General features: G+C 41.5%; 18 protein-coding genes and 2 pseudogenes. 16 read left to right on the plus strand and 4 right to left on the minus strand.

Going from position 1 to position 21,111, the window contains the following annotated elements; translation table 11 throughout:
- The first annotated feature begins 26 nt into the window (after window positions 1-26).
- On the plus strand, window positions 27-641 hold the full coding sequence (locus tag ABR335_RS02805; protein ID WP_350346522.1) for a YcnI family copper-binding membrane protein: 615 nt from the start codon (window positions 27-29) through the stop codon (window positions 639-641).
- A gap of 84 nt (window positions 642-725) precedes the next feature.
- On the opposite strand, the gene ABR335_RS02810 is transcribed toward ABR335_RS02805, so the two are convergent.
- From ABR335_RS02810 to ABR335_RS02825, 4 genes are all read right to left on the minus strand, one after another.
- Window positions 726-2,069, minus strand: coding sequence for an MFS transporter (locus ABR335_RS02810; protein ID WP_350346523.1), 1,344 nt, complete (start codon window positions 2,067-2,069; stop codon window positions 726-728).
- 196 nt (window positions 2,070-2,265) lie between these two features.
- Window positions 2,266-3,027 carry an SDR family NAD(P)-dependent oxidoreductase gene (locus tag ABR335_RS02815; RefSeq protein ID WP_350346524.1) on the minus strand — a complete coding sequence of 254 codons (762 nt, stop codon included), beginning with the start codon at window positions 3,025-3,027 and terminating at the stop codon, window positions 2,266-2,268.
- A 33-nt stretch (window positions 3,028-3,060) separates the two neighbouring features.
- A complete protein-coding gene (locus ABR335_RS02820; protein ID WP_350346525.1) occupies window positions 3,061-4,083 on the minus strand; it encodes a transketolase family protein in 1,023 nt (340 codons plus the stop codon).
- Window positions 4,058-4,906 carry a transketolase gene (locus ABR335_RS02825; RefSeq protein ID WP_350346526.1) on the minus strand — a complete coding sequence of 283 codons (849 nt, stop codon included), beginning with the start codon at window positions 4,904-4,906 and terminating at the stop codon, window positions 4,058-4,060. The genes ABR335_RS02820 and ABR335_RS02825 overlap by 26 nt, the downstream gene beginning before the upstream one ends.
- Before the next feature lie 177 nt (window positions 4,907-5,083).
- Here ABR335_RS02825 and ABR335_RS02830 point away from each other — a divergent pair, with 177 nt between their 5' ends.
- The 15 genes and pseudogenes from ABR335_RS02830 to ABR335_RS02905 all read left to right on the plus strand — a co-directional run bounded on the left by ABR335_RS02830 (window position 5,084) and on the right by ABR335_RS02905 (window position 21,109).
- Window positions 5,084-6,097, plus strand: coding sequence for a LacI family DNA-binding transcriptional regulator (locus ABR335_RS02830; RefSeq protein ID WP_350346527.1), 1,014 nt, complete (start codon window positions 5,084-5,086; stop codon window positions 6,095-6,097).
- 295 nt (window positions 6,098-6,392) lie between these two features.
- The gene (locus ABR335_RS02835) at window positions 6,393-7,382 is read left to right on the plus strand and encodes a DUF4351 domain-containing protein (protein ID WP_350346528.1); all 990 of its coding nucleotides are present in this window, start codon (window positions 6,393-6,395) and stop codon (window positions 7,380-7,382) included.
- 1 nt (window position 7,383) lies between these two features.
- Window positions 7,384-7,671 (plus strand): hypothetical protein, encoded by a 288-nt coding sequence (locus tag ABR335_RS02840; RefSeq protein ID WP_350346529.1) that lies wholly within the window; start codon window positions 7,384-7,386, stop codon window positions 7,669-7,671.
- Window positions 7,672-7,869: 198 nt separating this feature from the next.
- Window positions 7,870-8,366 (plus strand): annotated as a pseudogene (locus ABR335_RS02845) (pyridoxamine 5'-phosphate oxidase family protein).
- 216 nt (window positions 8,367-8,582) lie between these two features.
- Window positions 8,583-9,476: a DUF4351 domain-containing protein gene (locus tag ABR335_RS02850; protein WP_350346530.1), complete on the plus strand. Its 894-nt coding sequence runs from the start codon at window positions 8,583-8,585 to the stop codon at window positions 9,474-9,476.
- A complete protein-coding gene (locus tag ABR335_RS16785) occupies window positions 9,473-9,649 on the plus strand; it encodes a hypothetical protein (RefSeq protein WP_434063177.1) in 177 nt (58 codons plus the stop codon). Before ABR335_RS02850 ends, ABR335_RS16785 begins: the two co-directional genes overlap by 4 nt.
- Window positions 9,650-9,751: 102 nt before the next feature.
- A complete protein-coding gene (locus ABR335_RS02860; protein WP_014097048.1) occupies window positions 9,752-10,027 on the plus strand; it encodes a hypothetical protein in 276 nt (91 codons plus the stop codon).
- A 457-nt stretch (window positions 10,028-10,484) separates the two neighbouring features.
- Window positions 10,485-11,462, plus strand: a complete 978-nt coding sequence (locus ABR335_RS02870; RefSeq protein WP_350346531.1) for a LacI family DNA-binding transcriptional regulator — start codon at window positions 10,485-10,487, stop codon at window positions 11,460-11,462.
- A gap of 2 nt (window positions 11,463-11,464) precedes the next feature.
- A complete protein-coding gene (rbsK, locus tag ABR335_RS02875) occupies window positions 11,465-12,346 on the plus strand; it encodes a ribokinase (protein WP_350346532.1) in 882 nt (293 codons plus the stop codon).
- A complete protein-coding gene (gene rbsD / locus ABR335_RS02880) occupies window positions 12,346-12,738 on the plus strand; it encodes a D-ribose pyranase (protein ID WP_350346533.1) in 393 nt (130 codons plus the stop codon). Before rbsK ends, rbsD begins: the two co-directional genes overlap by 1 nt.
- A 46-nt stretch (window positions 12,739-12,784) precedes the next feature.
- Window positions 12,785-14,284 (plus strand): sugar ABC transporter ATP-binding protein, encoded by a 1,500-nt coding sequence (locus ABR335_RS02885; protein ID WP_350346534.1) that lies wholly within the window; start codon window positions 12,785-12,787, stop codon window positions 14,282-14,284.
- Window positions 14,268-15,212: an ABC transporter permease subunit gene (locus tag ABR335_RS02890; RefSeq protein ID WP_026684459.1), complete on the plus strand. Its 945-nt coding sequence runs from the start codon at window positions 14,268-14,270 to the stop codon at window positions 15,210-15,212. The genes ABR335_RS02885 and ABR335_RS02890 overlap by 17 nt, the downstream gene beginning before the upstream one ends.
- 15 nt (window positions 15,213-15,227) lie before the next feature.
- A complete protein-coding gene (gene rbsB / locus ABR335_RS02895) occupies window positions 15,228-16,148 on the plus strand; it encodes a ribose ABC transporter substrate-binding protein RbsB (RefSeq protein ID WP_350346535.1) in 921 nt (306 codons plus the stop codon).
- A 1,837-nt stretch (window positions 16,149-17,985) separates the two neighbouring features.
- Window positions 17,986-19,503: pseudogene (locus ABR335_RS02900) on the plus strand (IS1182 family transposase); the annotation flags it as partial.
- Window positions 19,504-19,813: 310 nt separating this feature from the next.
- The gene (locus ABR335_RS02905) at window positions 19,814-21,109 is read left to right on the plus strand and encodes a GntP family permease (RefSeq protein WP_350346536.1); all 1,296 of its coding nucleotides are present in this window, start codon (window positions 19,814-19,816) and stop codon (window positions 21,107-21,109) included.
- Window positions 21,110-21,111: the final 2 nt, after the last annotated feature.

Consider the following 21,111-nt stretch of genomic DNA (forward strand, 5'->3'; position numbering starts at 1 on the left):
GTTCCAATGAAAGGAGAAAAGGAAAAATGTTGAAAAAGTTTGTCAGAGTCGTGCTGCCGGCATTTTTCAGTTTATTTCTGTTTGCAGGTGTAGCAAGTGCCCACGTAACCGTGAGTCCGACCACATCTACAACCGGCGCGTGGGAAACCTATACGATTAAAGTGCCGACAGAAAAAAATATTCCAACGACCAAAGTCACAATTAAAACACCAAAGGGCGTCGAAATTGAATCATATGAACCGGTGCCGGGTTGGACCTATTCGGCTGAAAAAGGTTCAGACGGAAAAACCAAGACCTTTACTTTCAAGGCTGATGGAAAAGGCATTTTACCGGGCCAGTTCCAGCAGTTTACAATTGTTGCCGCAAACCCGGATCATGAGACCGAAATCGCTTGGGACGCGTACCAATATTACAAAGACGGTAGTATTGTCGAGTGGACGCAGGACAAAAACGGCGACAATCCCCATTCAATTACAAAAATAGTGAAGGGATCGGACACCGGTCAAGCCCAAAACCACGAAACAACAACCAACGGCGACAAAACATCCGGCTCTTCATCCAACACCCTGCCGCTCATCTTGTCAATCGTATCGGTTGTGCTATCACTGGTTGCCTTGATCATGGCCTTTCGGAAAAAGTAAAAATGTGCGCCTGTCACCGCCCGGGGTGGCAGGCGCTGTTTGTAATAGCAGGCTTTTCATCCAAGAACGATATATTGACCACGGTTATATGTTTATATTATAATTTTCAATCTCATTGGAGCTATTTGGCGTCTTCATCGCTTTACCGGATTGTTTTACGAGAAAAACCAAGATGGCGGAACTGATGATTAAACTGCTGCCTAAAAATAGCAAGCTAATGGTAAATGAACCGGTAAGCCCCTTAATGTATCCAACCAGGTATGGCCCAACAAATCCACCGAGATTGCCAATACTATTGATTAAAGCAATTGCGCCAGCTGCTGCTGCTTCAGTTAAAAACGATGGTGGTATTGACCAGAATGGCGAGTAGGCTCCGAAAGCTCCGCATAAACTGATGGTTAATAAGATAAAGGAGAAAATAATGTTAATTTGTGAAAAATAGTTGCTAAGTACCATTGTAATCGCGCTAACGGTTAAGCAACAGGCAACATGGAAGCGCCTTTCGTTTTTTCTGTCGGAGTGGTTTCCTACTAGAAACATTGTAAGCATTGCAAAGATGTACATCAGTCCAATTATCCATCCCATGCTTTGCGTGCTGATGGAGGTAGAGGCAGACAAGCGCTTTGAAATGGTTGGCAAAAACATGACAATCCCATAATAACCGATCATCCAGCAAAAATAGCCAAGTGACAATATTATTACATCCCGATCTTTTAATGCTTGCCAGAAAGTGTAATGTTTGACTTCCTTTTTTTGTGATTTTTCTCTTTTAATTGTTTCTATAAGCCAATTTAATTCTTCCTTTGCTAACCATTTGACATCCTCAATTTTATCATCCAAATAAAACAGGCATAAAATTCCCATGATCATGGAAGGGATTGCCTCTATAATGAATAACCACTGCCAGCCCTCCAGTCCAAGCCAGTTAATTCCAAGCAAAAAGGCAGAAAGGGGGGAACCAAGTGCATTTGCACCCGGGATGGCAATCATAAATCCGGCTATCGCTTTTCCATGGTGTTTTGTCTGATAAAAATTACTTAAGTACCAAACCATACAGGGATAAAAGCTTGCTTCAGCTAGTCCCAGAAGAAACCTGACAATATAAAATTGCATAGGCGTTTGTACAAAAGCCGTTGCACAAGAAATAATCGCCCAAGTAATCATGATTCTTGAAATCCATTTTCTTGCCCCCACTTTAGTCATGATGGCACTCCCCGGAACTTCTAAAATAAAATAGCCAATAAAAAATATTCCTGCTCCGAATCCATAGACAGCATCTGAAAAGTGCAGATCCTGATTCATTTGCAGCGCGGCAAATCCAATATTGACCCTGTCTAAAATAGAAATCGTAAAACAAACAAATAAAAAAGGAATTAATCTAATCGTCACTTTTCTTACTGTAGAATTTTCCAACTGAATCGTATCCAATTGTGGTCCCTCCTTTAATTTGAATAAAAAAGAAAACACTCCCTCGCTCCATCAAGTCCAATTTCTGTTATTTAGATTTCCGACTTGGGTGATTGAGTGTTTTATGGGTGATTGTTATTTATCCGTTTTGAGCAGATACAATAGCAGTTTTGTTAGCGCTTACTTATTTTTTAAAAAGAGATGGAGAATGAGCCGCTTAATCGATATGTGAACCGCCGTTTACATCAAGCTCCTCTCCGGTAATATAGCCGGCTTCATCTGAAACCAAGAAGGTGATTGCGTATGCAACATCTTTTACTTGGCCGATCCTGCCCAATGGAATTTCTTTTTGTATTTGTTCTTTCTTTTCTTCTGTTAGCAACCCCCCGGTAATATTTGTGCCGCCGATTAGACCAGGAGCAACTGTGTTGCAGGTAATTCCGTATTGTGCCATTTCTCTGGCAACAGCTTTTGAAAAGCCTGTAACGCCAGCTTTTGAAGCGGAGTAGTGTGCTCCTCCGAACACGCCACCGCCCCGTTTTCCGGATACGGAACTTAAGTTTACGATTCTTCCGTATTTTTGCGCGATCATATAAGGTAAAACAGCTTGGGTTAAGAAAAAAACACCCTTCATATTGATATCAAAAATTAAATTCCACTCTTCTTCAGTGATTTCTGTTACTTTAGTGGGACGCGAAATTCCAGCATTGTTGATTAATATATCAATCTGTCCATATTTCTCATTTATTTCTTTTGTCATGCGTTTTACATCTTGAAGTTTTGTTACATCAAGAGCAACAGGGAAAGCTTTACCTCCTGTTTCCTGAATTTTTTTAGCCGTATGGTTTACGCCTTCTTCATTAATATCAGCCAGAATGACTGTGGCTCCCCGACGGCTAAGCTCCTTAGCCGTCGAGAAACCAATTCCCAATTCTGAACCTGCCCCGGTAATAAGTGCAATTCGATTTGTAAAATGCATTGATCCATCCTCCGTTCAATTTTATGATCTGTATTACTTTTCCAAAAATTTTTTTGCAACTGATGCAATACCGTCTCCGTCCAATTGATAATGTTGGTATAAATAATATGGCTTTCCGATAATTGAATATTGGTCATAAATCCCATGCCTTTTAAACTTGCATTGCACGCCGGATTCCATTAAAACTTCTGCAACGGCACTTCCCAAGCCGCCCACAATATTATGTTCTTCTACTGTTAAAATGGCCCCGGTGTTTTTGGAAGCATCCAAAACACAATTGATATCCAGCGGTTTAATCGTGTGCATATCGATGACACTGGCTGAAATCCCGTAATCAGCGAGTTTGTCAGCAGCTTTTAAAGCTTCGTTCACCTCAATTCCGCATGCAATGATGGTCAGGTCTGTTCCTTGTCTTAAAACATTGGCCTTTCCAATTTTATTTTTAACTTTAACACCGTCAGTTCCATATACCGGTTCTTCCCGCCCGCGGCTTACTCTAAAATATATAGGTCCCTGATATGTCTTAACTGATTCTTCAATCATTTCAGCCAATGCTGTTCCATCTGCAGGAGAAATAACCGTCATATTGGCCATAGAACGGGTGATGGCAATATCTTCGGTCGCATGGTGGGAGGATCCATAAAAGCCCATTGCAATGCCTGTATGGGTGCCAACTAGACGGACATTTAAATTGGGATAAGCAACAGCAGTTCTAATGTTTTCAGCAGCCAAGATTCCTAAGAAAGAAGCATAGGTAGATACAAAAGGAATTTTACCGGTGGATGCTAAGCCTGCTGCTGCCGTGACCATATTTTTTTCAGCAATCCCGAAGTTAAAGAAACGATCCGGAAACTTTTTTCCAAATTCGTAAATCCTTGTCGGTTTGCCAAGGTCAGCGCATAATGCAACAATTTCTGGGTGTTCATCCCCAAGTCGGGCAAGTGTCTCGCCGGTTGTCAATTGTTTTGCCATCTCAAGGCTCTTATATAATTCCCATGTATCTTTATGAAAATCTGTGTGGACTGTCATCTCAATTACCCCTTTCAATTTCTTCAATTGCTTTTTTCATGTCGTCCTCGCCAAGATATGCAACATGCCATTCAAATCCGTTTTCCATGAAGGAAACGCCTTTGCCTGCAACGGTATCGCAAATGATCACAGTTGGCACTTCAGAATCAACTGGCGGCAAGTGATCAAATGTATCGATAAGTGCTTCAACATCATGTCCGTTTACCTCGACAACATTCCACCTGAAGCTTTCCCATTTTTCCTTGATCGGATTGACGTTCATTAATTTTTTTGTTACGCCATCAACGGTCACTTTATTGTTATCAACAATGGCGACTAAATTTCCCAGCTTAAAATTTGGAGCACTCATCACAGCTTCCCATGTTTGCCCTTCTTCTAATTCTCCATCCCCCATAAGAACGAAGGTCCTGTATTTCTCACCGTCTACTCTTGCTGCAAGTGCCATCCCGACCCCTACAGACAACCCATGGCCGATAGAACCAGAACTGAAGTCAATCCCTTTTATTTTGTTCATATCCGGATGGTCTCCAAAAGCACTTCCTAAATCTGTATAGGTGTCCAACTCATCTTTTGGGAAAAACCCTACATCAGCTAAGATAGAATAAACACCGACTGCAGAATGTCCTTTTCCCATAATAAACCGGTCCCGGCTTGGCCATTTTGGATTTTTAGGATCATACCGGAGTACATGGTAGTACAAGGTTGCAAATATTTCTGCACAAGAAAAGGAAGAACCGTAGTGCCCGCTTTTTGCTTTTGAAATCAGCCGTATGGTTTCTAACCGGGACATTTTTGCTTTCTCTTTAATCAGGTCGATTTTTTCTTTGGATATGGATGGAACTGAATTCATGGAAATGCCTCCTTTGTGGTTAATCGATTAACTAAAAACAATCATATTTTGTAAGCGCTATTTTGTCAAGAAATTTTTTCTTTTTTGATTTATCCAACCTGCTTCTATATTTTTGTTTATTAACCTTGCAAAATCGTATAAAATATGAGGTAAGGCTCAAACTTGGGGGAGTTATGAATGGTCACCATGAAAGATATTGCAAAAGAGGCAAATGTGTCTGTGGCGACAGTCTCACATGTAATAAACGGGACAAAACACATAACAGAAGAAAAATATAACAAAGTGATGGAAATTATCCGGAAGTATAATTACATACCAAATTCAACAGCAAAAAATCTGAGAAAACAAATTACAAAAACAGCAGGCCTAATTGTTTCGAGTTTTCCAGACTCTTTTGTAAACAAAATGGTCTTTGGGGTTGAAGAACGGGCCAGAGAAATGGGATATCATATCTTGCTGGTAAACACGAACGAGGATGTGGATTATGAAGAGAAAACCATTAATCTCCTCCACTCAAAGATGGTAGATGGTATTATATTGTCTCCTACCATAAGTAATATTGATTACTTAAGCAAGTTTTCGAATGAGCATTTTCCAATTGTACTTGTAAACCGGTACGATCCAAAAGTTCAGAATGTTCCTTATGTTACTGGTGATAATTTCCAGACTGGTTATCTTGCAACAAAACATTTACTTCAGCATGGTCATAAAGAAATCGGATTGATCTATTCTGTCCCAAATGTTTCGACTACCGTAGGAAGAATAGAAGGGTATAAAGCTGCCTTAAGCGAATACCAGTTGCCGTTCCGTGAAAGTTATTTAGAAAGAGGTTTCGGAACTGTCAAAGGAGGGGCAGATGCGGCCCAATCTTTGCTGAGTCGAGAAAACCAAATAACAGCGATTTTTATACTAAGCGATTTAATGACAATCGGTGTCATTTCGAAATTAAAGGAGCTTTCACTAAAGATACCAAAAGACGTTGCCATTATTGGTTTCGGTGACTTTGAATCAGCTGAGATTATTGAACCGCCTGTTACAAATATTGTGTTGCCACCGGATCTTATTGGAAAGGCAGCTTTTGATGCATTGCTTAATAAAATGAAAAACCCGGCATACGCGGAGCATATTGAAATCCCACCGTATTTCATCAAAAGAAGGTCATGTGGATGCAGCCTGTATGGACGAGCGTGACCATAAAAAAGCAGTGTGGTGTAAAATACAAGATCTCCGGCTGAGTCTTCTTTCTGGGGACGATAAAAAGGAATGTAAGGGGTGACATGGCCCGCGTGTTACCTTATTCCAGGGCTTCCGGAAACTATTGTGAATTGGCTACCCATTTCCTTAACAGAAACGGCTAATCGGGCAGATCCTGTTTATGTACGTGAGTCTTTCTAAAAAATTGGGAGATAAACGTAAAAATGGGTATTGAAAAACGAACGTGTGTCCTTTATAATAAGACTGAAAAATAAGAAAAGGGGTGTTGCCATTGGAACTGGTAATGGAAAAGAAAACCGGTTACAATGTACATGATCGTTTGTTTAAGGAGCTGATCCAAAACTTTTTTCAGGAGTTTATGGAGGCATTTTTTCCGGATGTGTCAACGGATCTTGACTACCGCCGGGTGAGGTTTTTGTCGCAGGAACAGTTTACGGACTTTCCGGGCGGTGAGCAAAAACGGGTTGACATCCTTGCCGAAACGAAGGTAAAAGGGAAAGACACGGTGATTCTCATCCATGTAGAGCCGCAGTCGTATTACGAGAAACCTTTTCCTGAACGCATGTTTCGTTATTACATGATGATCAGTCTCCGGCACCGGAAACCGGTATTGCCGATTGCCGTATTCAGTTATGAGGAGAAAACAGAAACCCCTGATACGTACACCTTTGCGTTCCACAACATTGAAATTCTTCGTTTTCACTATTTATCCATTCATCTGATGAAACAAAATTGGAGAAATTATATCCGGAGCAACAACCCTGTTGCCGCGGCATTATTAAGCAAAATGGGGTATACAGAAAAAGAACGGGTGCAGGTCAAACTGGAGTTTCTGCGGATGCTGGCCCGGATGGAACTCGACCCTGCAAAAATGAGGCTGCTATATGGTTTCTTTGATTATTATTTAAAATTAAACGAAAAAGAGGAGGCGGAAGTAATGGAAAACATTAAAATGTTGGACCCGGATGAGGCAGAGCAAGTATTGAAATTGCCGAATTCCTATTTTGATCGCGGGTATAAGAAGGGGAAAGAGGAAGGCAGAGAAGAAGGAATTGAAATAGGAGTAGAGAAGGGAAGAGAAGAAGGAATTGAAATAGGAGTAGAGAAGGGGAGAGAAGAAGAGAGAAAAGAAATGTTACAAACGATCCCAATTGCCATCAAAATGTTGCAGGAGGGTATGGAGCTTCAATTAATTGTGGAAAAAACTGGCCTGAGCCAGAGAGAAGTGGAAAAAATAAAACAACAATTGGAGCATTCATAAGATGGAAGTCAGGCTGCCTGGTGTGGATGGAAAAGAAGTTGTTTTAGACTTGCCGAACTATTATTATGACCTCGGGTATAAAAAAGGATTTAAAGAGGGATTTAAAGAGGGATTTAAAGAGGGATTTAAAGAGGGATTTAAAGAAGGATTTAAAGAAGGAGTAAAGGAGGGAAGAGAAGAAGAAAGAACACGATTGATTATCAACTTGCTAAAAAATCAAGTGGATGTGAAGGTCATTGCCCAAGCATCCGGCTTGAGTGAAGACGAGATCATGAAAATCAAAAGGTAGATAGAGGGGCAGGAGCAATAGCCCCTTCTTATCACCTGTTTAATTGTAAATCCATAAAAATAAAAACAGATTGGAAAGTGAAGAAATTCGTCTTCTCTGATAGACCCCTGTTACTCAAACTCATTTAAAAAAACCATGGTTTGCGGTTTTTTCAAAGTTCCTAAGGGAATAATTTAAGTAAAAGAATGAGGTGATGACATGGGAAATGCTGAACAAAATAGGGAAGCAGTCTCCAAGCTACGGGAATTAATAAAAGATATTGACACAGCCATGCGGCCATGCTGACTACAATGTCGGACAAAGGCCTTGTCGCACGCCCAATGAAGACGCAAGATGTTGAGTTTGATGGAGATTTGTGGTTTTTCACAAAAAAAGATACGGATAAGTTTCATGAAATTTTACACAACCGTGAAGTAAATGTTACCTACGCTGGAAAGTCTTATGTGTCCGTCCGCGGCACTGCCGAGATTGTCGAAGACCCCGCAAAGAAGAAAGAATATTGGAGCGCCGGTTATGAGAAACTCTTGAAAACGAGTTACGATGATCCAAACGTAATATTGCTAAAAGTGAATGTGGAATCTGCCGAGTACTGGGATTCCGGAAACTTCGCGAAGATGGTCATTCATTTCTTTAACAGAGTGGTTGGCAATGAGACTGATGATGACCATTTAAACGAAACTTTGAAATTTAAATAATACAGAAGAGCCGGTTAGTCCGGCTTCCCTGTATCTCTGCTATATAAAATGAACTTAAGTTTTTCGTGCCAAAATCAATGGCGATCACGATTGACATTGATTTTGGTAACATATAGAGAAGTAGTAAATGTTTAGTTCAATTTATATAGTCGGTATTGAAATAGGGACAATCGTCCTCTAAAATAAAACTGAAAAATAAGAAAAGGAGTGTTGCCATTGGAACTGGTAATGGAAAAACATGCCGGTTATCACGTGCATGATCGTTTGTTTAAGGAGCTGATCCAAAACTTTTTTCAGGAGTTTATGGAGGCGTTTTTCCCGGATGTGTCAGCGGATCTCGACTACCGCCGGGTGCGGTTTTTGTCGCAGGAACAGTTTACGGACTTTCCGGGCGGTGAGCAAAAACGGGTTGACATCCTTGCCGAAACGAAGGTAAAAGGCAAAGACACCGTGATTCTCATCCATGTTGAGCCGCAGTCGTATTACGAAAAGCCTTTTCCTGAACGCATGTTTCGTTATTACATGATGATCAGTCTCCGGCACCGGAAACCGGTATTGCCGATTGCCGTTTTCAGTTATGAGGAGAAAACAGAAACCCCTGATACATTCACCTTTGCGTTCCACAACATTGAAATTCTTCGTTTTCACTATTTATCCATTCATCTGATGAAGCAAAATTGGAGAAATTATATCCGGAGCAACAACCCTGTTGCTGCGGCATTATTAAGCAAAATGGGGTACACAGAAAAAGAACGGGTGCTGGTCAAACTGGAGTTTCTGCGGATGCTGGCCCGGATGGAACTCGACCCTGCAAAAATGAGGCTGCTATACGGTTTCTTTGATTATTATTTAAAACTGAACGAAAAAGAGGAGGCGGAAGTAATGGAAAACATTAAAATGATGGACCCAGACGAAGCAGAGCAAGTATTGAAATTACCGAATTCCTATTTTGATCGCGGGTATAAGAAGGGAAGAGAAGAAGAAAGAGAACGATTGATTATCAATTTACTAAAAAATCGAGTGGATGTAAAAGTCATTGCCCAAGCATCCGGCTTGAGTGAAGACGAGATCATGAAGATCAAAAGGCAGATAGAAGGGGAAAAGCCTTGAATCAGAGTTATGATGAGGCGGAGCAAGTATTGAAATTGCCGAATTCTTACTTTGACCGCGGGTATAAGAAGGGGAAAGAGGGAGGAATTGAAATAGGAGTAGAGAAGGGGAGAGAAGAAGAAAGAGAAGAAGAAAGAGAAGAAGGAAAAAAGGTTAAGAAGATTTATTGTTAACTTGCTAAAAAATCAAGTGGATGTGAAGGTCATTGCCCAGGCATCTGGCTTGAGTGAAGACGAGATCATGAAAATCAAAAGGCAGATAGAAGGGGGAAAGCCTTGAACCCGAGTTATGACGAAGCAGAGCAAGTATTGAAGCTGCCGAATCCCTATTTTGACCGCGGCATAAGAAGGGGGAGAGAAGAAAAAAGAAAAGAATTTTTTGCAAACGATCCCAATTGCCATCAAAATGTTGCAGGAGGGTATGGAGCTTCAATTAATTGTGGAAAAAACTGGCCTGAGCCAGAGAGAAGTGGAAAAAATAAAACAACAATTGGAGCATTCATAAGATGGAAGTCAGGCTGCCTGGTGTGGATGGAAAAGAAGTTGTTTTAGACTTGCCGAATTATTATTATGACCTCGGGTATAAAAAGGGATTTAAAGAAGTATTTGAAAAAGGAGTATAAGGAAGGGCAGAAAGGCATTCTTACAAACCATTGTGGCCGGGATGTTCAAGAATGGCGTGGAGCCACAATTGATTGTTGACATGAACGGGCTGAGCCACACAGAAGTAGAAAAAAATAAAACAGCGATTGGAACATGCATAAGCTGGAAGTCAGGTATCCGTTAAAAACGGGCTGTTTCTTGCGGGAGGCAGTCCGTTACCTTGCCATGTCCGGAGCTTGAGTCCCTCGCACTTTTTCAAAGCTGGGCACGCGCTTATAAGCAGTCCTTTAAACAAAGAAAATTCCATTGCTGTTTGGAGCTCATTAAAATCGCCGTAAATGGATTGAATTTTTTCGCGAGATATATTATACTATCTGTAACCGGTTACACAGGAAAGGTGAGGCATTTGGCAACGATCAGAGATGTGGCAAGTGAAGCGGGTGTGTCGGTGGCAACGGTATCCCGCGTACTGAACGGAAAGGGATATGTCAATGAAAATACCCGGAAGGCAGTCGAGGCTGCCATCCGAAAATTAGCGTACAAACCAAACGAAGTGGCCCGTTCACTTTATCACCATCAATCGAAGCTGATCGGCCTTGTTGTCCCGGATATTACAAACCCTTTTTTCCCCGAGATTGCCAGGGGTGTGGAAGATTTTTTCCAGGAAGAAGGGTACCATGTTATGATTGGTAATAGTGATGAAAGCCGTGAAAAGGAAGTGAATTATATAGAAGCCTTTTCACAGCATAATGTGATGGGGATTATCAGTACATCAAGCGATGACATCTCACAGTGGGCCGGTTTGGACATTCCTGTTGTATTGCTGGACCGAGTTCAGGATGACTTTCCTTCCGTTTGCGCGGATCAGGAAGCTGGGGGGAAATTGGCTGCGCAAATTTTGCTCGAACGGGGAAGCCATAATATCACACTGATGAGAGGGCCGCATCATTTGCGCACCGCCCAGGAAAGGTTTTTGGCGGCGTTAACTGAACTTGGCCGATCCAGTGCAAGGTTTCAAGTATTGAATACCGCTTTTTCGTATCATCATGCTCTGGAAACAGCAAAGCAGCTGTTTGACTGTTACCCGGATACAGATGGGATCATTGCAGCCAATGATATGGTGGCTACTGCTGTATTGCGGGAGGCATTGGCAAGAGGGAAAAAAATTCCCGATGAACTGCAAATCATCGGCTTTGATGATATTCCCATCAGCCAGCTTGTATACCCTGCGCTTTCTACCATTCATCAGCCGGCTTATGAGATGGGAATGGAAGCTGCCAAACTTTTGCTGGAATCTATGCATCAACAGACAAATTTGAAAAAGAAGATCAAACTCCCGATTGCATTTAAAGACAGGGAAACAACAAGAAAGGTAGGCGGATAGAAATGGTGCAAATTACAGTGGTCGGAAGCATCTCAATGGATCTCGTCGTGACAGCTGACAGAAGGCCACAGGCAGGAGAAACCATTTTAGGGCACTCATTTAAGACGGTGCCGGGCGGAAAGGGAGCAAATCAGGCTGTTGCTGCGGCAAGGCTTGGGGCAAAGGTAAACATGGTTGGCTGTGTTGGGGATGATGTGTATGGCCCGGCCTTAATTGAAAATTTGCGTCAAAATCATGTCTCTACACAATATGTGGAACCGGTTACACATTGCAGTTCCGGCACCGCACATATTACGTTGGCGGAAGGGGACAACAGTATTATTTTTATCAAAGGAGCAAACGATTTTGTCACACCGGATTATGTGGAAAAGGCAAAAGAAGCATTTGAAGGCTCTTCTATTGTCTTAGTCCAGCAAGAAATCCCATATGAAACGGTTGAATATGTCGCGGAACTTTGTGAAAAAAAACAGATTCCGCTCTTGTTAAACCCCGCGCCGGCACGAAAACTTTCCCCAGCCATTCTTGAAAAAACGGCATACTTGACGCCAAATGAGCATGAGTGCAATTTCCTTTTCAACGGGATAGACAGGTCCGAAGCATTAAAACGGCATCCAAACCAGTTAATCATTACAGAAGGGAAAAACGGGGCAAGATTTTATGACGGAAGAGAAGAGATTGTCGTGCCAAGTTTTCCGGTTGAAACAGTGGATACCACTGGAGCTGGTGATACTTTTAATGCTGCATTTGCAGTAGCCGTTGCAGAAGGGAAAGAAATAAAAGAAGCGCTCCTGTTTGCAAATCGCGCTGCCTCGTTGTCGGTGACAAAATTCGGGGCACAAGGCGGCATGCCCACCCGTGAAGAAGTAGACGGGAGGAAAAGATGATGAAAAAGCACGGAATGTTGAACAGCTCGATTACAAAAGTCTTGGCGGACCTGGGACATACAGATTGGCTTGTGATTGCGGATGCCGGACTGCCGGTTCCTAAAGGCGTGCCGAAAATTGACCTTGCATTAACTCCGGGAACCCCTTCGTTTAAAAGTGTGGTCAAGGCTGTCTGTGATGACATGGTGGTAGAAAAAGTCATTGCGGCAGAAGAAGTGAAAGACGGAAACCCGGACCAGCTGGCGTTTTTAAATGAACAGTTTCCGAATTTGATAGCATTCGTTCCACATGAGGATTTTAAAAAAATGATAGAAAAAGCAAAAGCGGTGATCCGTACCGGGGAAATGACGGCTTATTCAAATTGTATTTTACAGGCGGGTGTTTTTTTCTAAGCATGCGACAAAGTAAGGGATGCCAAAAATAAAGGGAGGGAACCCGATGCAAATTGAAATGCATGACATCTATAAATCTTTTGGTGCCAATAAGGTGCTTGAAGGTGTAAATTTTTCGCTGTTGCCCGGCGAGGTCCATGCATTAATGGGGGAAAATGGTGCTGGAAAATCAACTTTAATGAATATTTTAACTGGCCTCCATCAAAAAGATAAAGGCAAAATTATTATTGATGGCAAAGAAACACTTTTTCAAAATCCAAAAGAGGCGGAACAGTCCGGCATTGCATTCATTCATCAGGAATTAAATATTTGGCCGGAAATGACTGTCCTTGAAAATTTATTTATCGGAAGAGAAATAACACGTCCCTTTGGCGTTTTAAAAACGAAGGAAATGAAAGCGCTAGCAAAGGGTGCGTTCGATCGTTTAAACATTTCCTTGCCATTTGACCGGCTGGCCGGTGCCTGTTCGGTGGGTGAACAACAAATGATTGAAATTGCGAAAGCCTTGCTTACAGATGCTGAAGTCATGATTATGGATGAACCAACGGCTGCTTTAACCGACCGTGAGATTCAATCTTTATTCTCTGTCATCGAATCACTGAAAAAGAATCATGTTTCGATCGTCTATATTTCTCACAGAATGGATGAAATTTTTCAAATCAGCGACAGAATTACAGTGATGCGGGATGGTAAAACAGTCGATACAAAACGGACGAAAGATACCGGTTATCAGGAAGTCGTTAAAAAAATGGTGGGCCGTGATTTAGAAGAACAATTTCCACAAAGAACAGCCCATCAAGGAAATACGATTTTAGAAGTCCGCCATTTTTCCAGCCGGCAAAAATTCAAGGATATTCATTTTTCGGTCCGGTCCGGGGAAATCCTTGGGGTTGCAGGGTTAATGGGGGCAGGAAGAACAGAGATTATGCGCGCATTATTTGGTATTGATCCCTACGATGCCGGCGAAATTTTCATTGAAGGGAAAAAGGTCCGGATCAAAAATCCAAGTGACGCTGTACAAAAAGGCATTGCTTTTATCACAGAAAACCGGAAAGATGAGGGGCTGATTCTTGACTTTACCATTCGCGACAATATCGCGCTGTCAAACTTGGAAAGCTTTGCTCCAAATGGTGTGATAAAAACGGCTGATGAAAAATCATTTGTCGACATGATGATTCAGCGGCTGCAAATTAAAACCTCCTCTTCAGAAACAGTTGCCGGAGATCTATCGGGTGGTAACCAACAAAAGGTGGTTCTTGCAAAGTGGGTTGGAACAGCTCCAAAAGTATTGATTCTTGATGAACCGACAAGAGGAATTGATGTAGGCGCAAAACGTGAAATCTACTATTTGATGAATGAATTAACGGAAAGGGGTATGGCCATCATCATGATTTCCTCTGAATTACCGGAAGTCCTTGGGATGAGTGACCGGGTTCTTGTTATTCATGAAGGAGAAATTGCCGGCGAATTGGACAAAGCGGAAGCTACACAAGAGAATATCATGTTCTTAGCGACGGGAGGAAAAAAACATGGAACAAGCAACTAAAAGAAGCACGGTTGTTCTGCAAAAACTCGGTCCATTACTTGCTTTTATCTTGTTATTTATTGTTGTTGCCATTTTAAATCCTTCATTTATTGCTCCTTTGAATTTGCTCAACTTATTGCGGCAAGTATCGATTAATGGATTGATTGCATTTGGCATGACTTTTGTGATCTTAACCGGCGGAATCGATTTATCTGTTGGTTCAACGCTGGCATTATCCAGTGCCCTCATGGCAGGAATGATTGTTGCAGGCCTGAATCCCCTTCTAGCAATCGTTCTTTCAGCCTTGATCGGTGCACTGTTGGGCGCTGTGAACGGTTTGTTTATTACAAAAGGAAAAGTCGCCCCGTTTATTGCAACATTGGCTACCATGACGATATACCGCGGTTTGACAATGGTATATACAAACGGAAATCCGATTACAGGACTTGGTGACAACTTCGCATTCCAGCTGTTTGGCCGCGGCTATTTCTTAGGCATTCCGGTCCCGGCCATTACGATGGTCATCACATTTTTCATTTTATGGTTTATTTTGCACAAAACTTCTTTTGGTAGAAAAACATATGCAGTGGGCGGAAACGAAAAAGCTGCTCTTGTTTCCGGGATCAAAGTGGACCGGGTAAAGTGGTTAATCTACAGTCTGGCAGGGTTATTGGCAGCACTTGCCGGGTCCATTTTAACTTCGCGTCTCAATTCGGCCCAGCCGACAGCAGGCACTTCTTATGAAATGGATGCGATTGCAGCGGTTGTCTTAGGGGGGACAAGTCTGTCAGGCGGCAAAGGAAGAATTTTCGGCACACTGGTCGGCGCACTTATTATTGGTACATTAAACAATGGATTAAACATTCTGGGAGTCTCTTCTTTTTATCAACAGGTCGTAAAAGGGGTCGTCATTTTAATTGCTGTCTTAATTGACCGGAAAAAATCGTAAAGCGGGGTGCAGATGATGAAAAAGATGATGAAAATGATGACTGTATGTTTGCTTATATTGTCTTTAGCTGCTTGTTCCATGGAACCGCCATCATGGGCAAAACCGGGCCATCATAAAGAATTAAAGGATATGAAAATCGGCTTAAGTGTTTCTACCTTGGATAATCCTTTCTTTGTTTCATTGAAAAACGGTGTGCTCCAGGAAGCGAAGAAAAAGGGAATGAAAGTGATTACGGCAGATGCCCAAAATGATTCCGCTAAGCAAATTAATGATATAGAAGATCTTATCCAGCAAGGTGTAGATATTTTACTCATCAATCCAGTAGACTCTGCGGCTGTCTCATCCGCAGTTGAAAGCGCGAACCACATCGGCATTCCGGTGATTACGCTTGACCGGTCTGCAGATAAGGGGAAAGTAGAAACTTTAGTTGCTTCAGATAATGTGAAGGGCGGAAAGATGGCAGCAAACTATATCATAAGCAAGGTTGGGAAAGATGCCAAAGTTGCAGAGTTGCAGGGAACACCTGGTGCATCTGCTTCACGTGAACGGGGACAGGGATTTGATTCCATTGCAGATAAAGAATTAAATATTGTTACGAAACAAACAGCTAATTTTGACCGTACGCAGGGCATGAACGTAATGGAAAATATTTTGCAAGGGCACAAAGACATTCAAGCTGTTTTTGCTCAAAATGACGAAATGGCTTTAGGGGCCATCCAAGCGATTAAAAGTTCAGGGAAGAATATAATTGTGGTGGGATTCGACGGAACGGATGATGGATTAAAAGCTGTTAAACAAGGACAGTTGAGTGCGACAGTTGCCCAGCAACCTGTGCTAATCGGGAAAGAAGCTGTACAGGCCGCTTCCAAAATATTAAAAGGGAAAAAAGTCAAAAGCCGTATTGCTGTGCCGTTAAAATTGGTAAAGGAAAGCTAAGTATGGCCTGCTGAACGGACTGGATTTTCCTTTGTGTCTGATTCGTTCAGCAGGACTATTTATTTTTTACCGCAAAATATTCGGCTATTAAAATTTAAAGCACAGCTTTGGCACCTTGGTTCTTTTTTCCATTTACATAATTTACAAAACCGCAGAGTAAAAGACAAATGAGCATTTAGGTGATAGAGTCCTTCCTTCATACCGCACTAACGGCTTCTTGCTGAATTGAGATGGGCGGCACCCAGCCAAAAACAGCATCCTAATAAGAGGGTGCTTTTTTAATGTTTGGATGGTTTACCAACCGGGGAGGTCAATATTTTTTGAGTTTAGCGGGGGAATGTCTTTCGTTTCGCTTATGAAGGACAAATTGGTCTGGATCCACGTGTGAAACGTCTTTCATTAGGGTGATGAAAGACAAAATGCCTTGAATCCGCATGTGAAATGTCCTTCATCGGGTTCATGAAAGACAAATTGACCTGAAACTTGGCGCGAAATGTCCTTCATCCGTGATATGAAGGACAAAATGCTTTGGATCTCGGTGTGAAATGTCCTTCATCGGGTTTATGAAAGACAAATTGACCTGAAAGTTGGCGTGAAATGTCTTTCATCCTTGTTATGAAGGGCAAAATGCCTTGAAACTCGATGCGAAATGTCCTTCGTCGGGTTCATGAAAGACAAATTGTTCTGAAACCTGGTCGGAAATGTCTTTCATCCGTGTTATGAAAGACAAAATGCTTTGAATCCACGTGTAAAATGTCCTTCATCCTTGTTATGAAGGACAAAATGCCTTAAAACTCGGTGCGAAATGTCCTTCATCGGGTTCATGAAAGACAAATTGACCTGAAACTTGGCGCGAAATGTCTTTCATCCGTGATATGAAGGACAAAATGCTTTGGATCTCGGTGCGAAATGTCCTTCATCGGGTTTATGAAAGACAAATTGACTTGAAACTTGGCGTGAAATGTCTTTCATCTGTGTTATGAAGGACAAAATGCTTTGGATCTCGGTGCGAAATGTCCTTCATCGGGTTCATGAAAGACAAATTGACCTGAAACTTGGCGCGAAATGTCCTTCATCCTTGTTATGAAGGTCAAAATGCCTTGAAACTCGGTGTGAAATGTCCTTCATCGGGTTTATGAAAGACAAATTGACCTGAAACTTGGCGCGAAATGTCCTTCATCTGTGTTATGAAGGACAAAATGCTTTGGATCTCGGTGCGAAATGTCCTTCATCGGGTTCATGAAAGACAAATTGACCTGAAACTTGGCGTGAAATGTCTTTCATCCGTGTTATGAAAGACAAAATGCTTTGAATCCGCATGTGAAATGTCTTTCATCTGTGTTATGAAGGACAAAATGCTTTGAATCCGCATGTGAAATGTCCTTCATCTGTGTTATGAAGGACAAAATGCTTTGGATCTCGATGCGAAATGTCCTTCGTCGGGTTCATGAAAGACAAATTGTTCTGAAACCTGGTCGGAAATGTCTTTCATCCGTGTTATGAAAGACAAAATGCTTTGAATCCGCATGTGAAATGTCCTTCATCTGTGTTATGAAGGACAAAATGCCTTGAAACTCGATGTGAAATGTCTTTCATCGGCGTCATGAAAGACAAAGTGCTTTGAATCCACGCGTGAAATGTCTTTCATCCATGTTATGAAGGACAAATGGCAAAGAAACGTGATGAAAAATGTCCTTCATCGTTTTTCGGGACCACTGAAAAAGTCAATCTGAAAATTCAAAATAATTATATGTACAATAAATTGAAAAAAAATACCCCCAGTATTTGGTATAATAAAGTTATACTACAAACCAAAACCAAACTGGGGGTATCTATCATGCTTAAAGAAAAAGATAATCAATTAAGCATCTATTCCATATTATACGATAAAATTCCTGAAAATCATACACTTAAATTATTAAGAGATGAAGTGGATTTTAGTTTTATCAATAAAATGCTTGAAAAAACTTACTGTAAAGAATATGGAAGGCCAGCAAAAGAGCCCGAACTTATGGTTAAAATCTTGGTGTTACAAAAACTCTATGACTTATCTGATGAGAAAGTTATAGAAAATTGCTCATTAAACCTTGCATATATGTATTTTTTAGGAATCAATCCGGAAGACGACCTCCCTCACCCAAGTCTTTTGGCAAAATTTCGTAAAAGTAGATTAGAAGGCAATCTCACTATAGATGAAATTATTATTGAAATCATAAACCAATGCATTGAAAAAGGAATTTTACAAAAGGTTTCTGGTATAACGATTGATTCCACTCATACAGAAGCCAACACCAAAAAATATAGACCGGAACGAGTCATGAAACAATTAGCGAAAAAAATCTTTAAAACCGTTAAAGAAGAAAACGGAGAAATACCAAGTGAAATCAACCAAGAAATCCCTGATTATAAAGAAATAGAAAACCATGATGAAGCTAGAAAAACAATGAAGTCCTATCTTGAAGAAACGGTATCAAAGGTAGAAGAACTAGTTGAACTGGAGAAAGCACCTGAAACAAAAGCACTCGTTAATAATGCGAAAGAAATTTTAGCAGACCCGAAGTTTATGGAGCAAAAAGGGGTACGATCGATTGTCGACCAAGAAGCGAGAATAGGGTATAAAAGCAAAAATGATCCTTTCTTTGGTTATAAAACGGAATTTATGATGACAACAGAAGATCGAATGATTACAGCTGTTCATACTGGTAATGGAGCTTATGTGGATGGAACGAAGTTTGATGAATTATTAGAGTTAACCAAGAAAACGAGAATAAAAATACCAGAAGTATATGGTGATAAAGCCTATTTTAAAAAGCCAATCTTAGACAAAATCTCTGAACTTAAAGCAAAGGCATACATCCCTGTAAGTGAAGCTGCATATCGCATAGACGAAGAAAGATTCAGTTATAACAAAGATTCTGACGAGTGGTTCTGTAGTCAAGGAAACAAAACAATCAAAAAGAAACACTATATAAGAAAATGTGGAAAAGAAACGTATAATTACTATTTTGACAGAGAACAATGTAGAAATTGCCCAATGCGAGAAGTTTGCATAACCGGAAAAACAGTCGGAAAAGTATTAGGGATCGGAATCAACACCCCAGAATTTTATGAGTATAGTCAACAACAGAAATCGGAGGGATTTAAAGAGAAGTATAAAAAAAGAGCATGCCAAGAAGGGAAAAATGGCGAAATGAAGAATTTCCACGGGTTAGATCGTGCCAAATGGTACGGTCTAAAAAGCATGGGCTTACAAGCCAAGCTAACAGCCTTGGCAGTAAATTTAAAGAGGATAGCCGCCATACTATCCTCTAAAAAGGCGAATTATAGCCAAACATTTGTCATTTTTACTAATTTCTATGGTAAAGAGTACCATTTACAGAAAATTTCTTACACTACACAGCAAATTTTACATAAAAAAATGGCTTTTTTCAGTGGTCACTCGTTTTTCTGAAAGACAAACTGTATTGAAATTCAAGTGGAAAAATACTTCACCAGTTGTGCGGCCCATTTTGGCAGTTTATCTCGCAGAAGGAATTGACCTGCTTGTCATCCTCATACCACCCGGAATTTGTGCAAGTGCACAAGAAAATTCTCCTCTTTTCCAATGTTATTTTGAAAAGGTTTTCACTATTATAAAGACAAACAGCAAACGAGGAGGTTACATCATGGGCAGTGTTACAATCAGCTGGATCGGTGCATTGATCGGGCTGGCGATTGCCATTATTCTAATTTTAAAAAAATTGAATCCCGTATATGCACTGTTTTTAGGCGCAATTTTGGGAGCGCTGATTGGAGGAGCGAACCTTGAAGATACGGTGAATATACTGGTTGCCGGTACACAAAGTGTGATGGGAACGGTGATCCGGGTTCTTGCCGCCGGTATATTGGCCGGGACAATGATGGAATCGGGAGCGGCTGAGACAATTGCACAAGCCATTGTCAATCAGTTTGGCGAAGGAAAGGCCATTTTATCCCTTGCTCTTGCAACAATGGTGATTACGGCAGTGGGTGTATTTATCCCCGTTGCAGTCTTAATTGTGGCCCCGATCGCATTATCAGTTGGAAATAAAATGGGCATTTCAAAGCTTGCCCTTTTACTGGCGCTTTCCGGGGGCGGCAAAGCGGGGAACGTGATATCGCCAAATCCGAATACAATTGCAGCGGCACATGGGTTTCATGTGGAATTGAGCCGCTTAATGATTTACGATTTTATTCCGGCTGTTTTTGGCTTGGCCGTTACGGTCCTTGTGGCAACTTTAATTAAACACAAAGGCGTAAAAATCACTGAATCTGATATGATTGAAACAGATCACAACAGCCGCGATCTTCCTTCATTAAGGCGGGCAATCGTCGCCCCGGTTGTTGCGATTGTATTGTTGATGATCAATCCAATCGGTGAGATTTTTCATATCTCTGCACTGGCTTCATTTAAAGTGGATGCCATGTATATCTTACCGATTGCCGGTGTTCTGGGAATGATCGCCATGGGCCACCATAAACAAATTCTGGCTTATTCAGCGTCCGGCCTGCAAAATATGACGGCAACCGTGCTGATTTTAATCGGAGCCGGTGCCATTGCCGGGCTCATTTCTGCTTCCAATCTTTCGACTGAGGTGGTGGCACTGATTAAAGCATCCGGCATCTCGGGGACGTTCCTGGCGCCCATTTCCGGTATTTTAATGGCGGCAGCTACAGCTTCCACATCAACAGGGGTCATCCTGGCAACCGGTTCGTTCAGCAAAGCCATTCTGGACATGGGGACTGCCCCGATTGCAGCTGCGGCAATGGTTCATACCGGTGCTACAGTCATTGACCAGCTGCCGCAGGGAAATTACTTTCATGTCACAGGCAGCAGCATGAATATGTCCATAAAAGAAAGAATGAGCGTCGTTCCGTACGAGGCACTTGTCGGGGGAACGATGGCGATTGTGGCAACCGTTTTATACGGATTTCTATTTTAATG

It is taken from the genome of Heyndrickxia faecalis (assembly GCF_040267745.1).
In the GTDB taxonomy this organism is placed as follows: domain Bacteria; phylum Bacillota; class Bacilli; order Bacillales; family Bacillaceae_C; genus Weizmannia; species Weizmannia faecalis.

What these genes read in the sequence shown, in the direction of transcription:
- ABR335_RS02825 (WP_350346526.1), bottom strand. Translation starts at nt 4,906, where the DNA reads ATGAATTCAGTTCCATCCATATCCAAAGAAAAAATCGACCTGATTAAA.
- rbsK (WP_350346532.1), top strand. Translation starts at nt 11,465, where the DNA reads ATGGTGCAAATTACAGTGGTCGGAAGCATCTCAATGGATCTCGTCGTG.
- ABR335_RS02840 (WP_350346529.1), top strand. Translation starts at nt 7,384, where the DNA reads ATGGAAGTCAGGCTGCCTGGTGTGGATGGAAAAGAAGTTGTTTTAGAC.
- rbsB (WP_350346535.1), top strand. Translation starts at nt 15,228, where the DNA reads ATGAAAAAGATGATGAAAATGATGACTGTATGTTTGCTTATATTGTCT.
- ABR335_RS02815 (WP_350346524.1), bottom strand. Translation starts at nt 3,027, where the DNA reads ATGCATTTTACAAATCGAATTGCACTTATTACCGGGGCAGGTTCAGAA.
- ABR335_RS02830 (WP_350346527.1), top strand. Translation starts at nt 5,084, where the DNA reads ATGGTCACCATGAAAGATATTGCAAAAGAGGCAAATGTGTCTGTGGCG.
- ABR335_RS02890 (WP_026684459.1), top strand. Translation starts at nt 14,268, where the DNA reads ATGGAACAAGCAACTAAAAGAAGCACGGTTGTTCTGCAAAAACTCGGT.
- ABR335_RS02905 (WP_350346536.1), top strand. Translation starts at nt 19,814, where the DNA reads ATGGGCAGTGTTACAATCAGCTGGATCGGTGCATTGATCGGGCTGGCG.
- ABR335_RS02805 (WP_350346522.1), top strand. Translation starts at nt 27, where the DNA reads ATGTTGAAAAAGTTTGTCAGAGTCGTGCTGCCGGCATTTTTCAGTTTA.
- rbsD (WP_350346533.1), top strand. Translation starts at nt 12,346, where the DNA reads ATGAAAAAGCACGGAATGTTGAACAGCTCGATTACAAAAGTCTTGGCG.
- ABR335_RS02885 (WP_350346534.1), top strand. Translation starts at nt 12,785, where the DNA reads ATGCAAATTGAAATGCATGACATCTATAAATCTTTTGGTGCCAATAAG.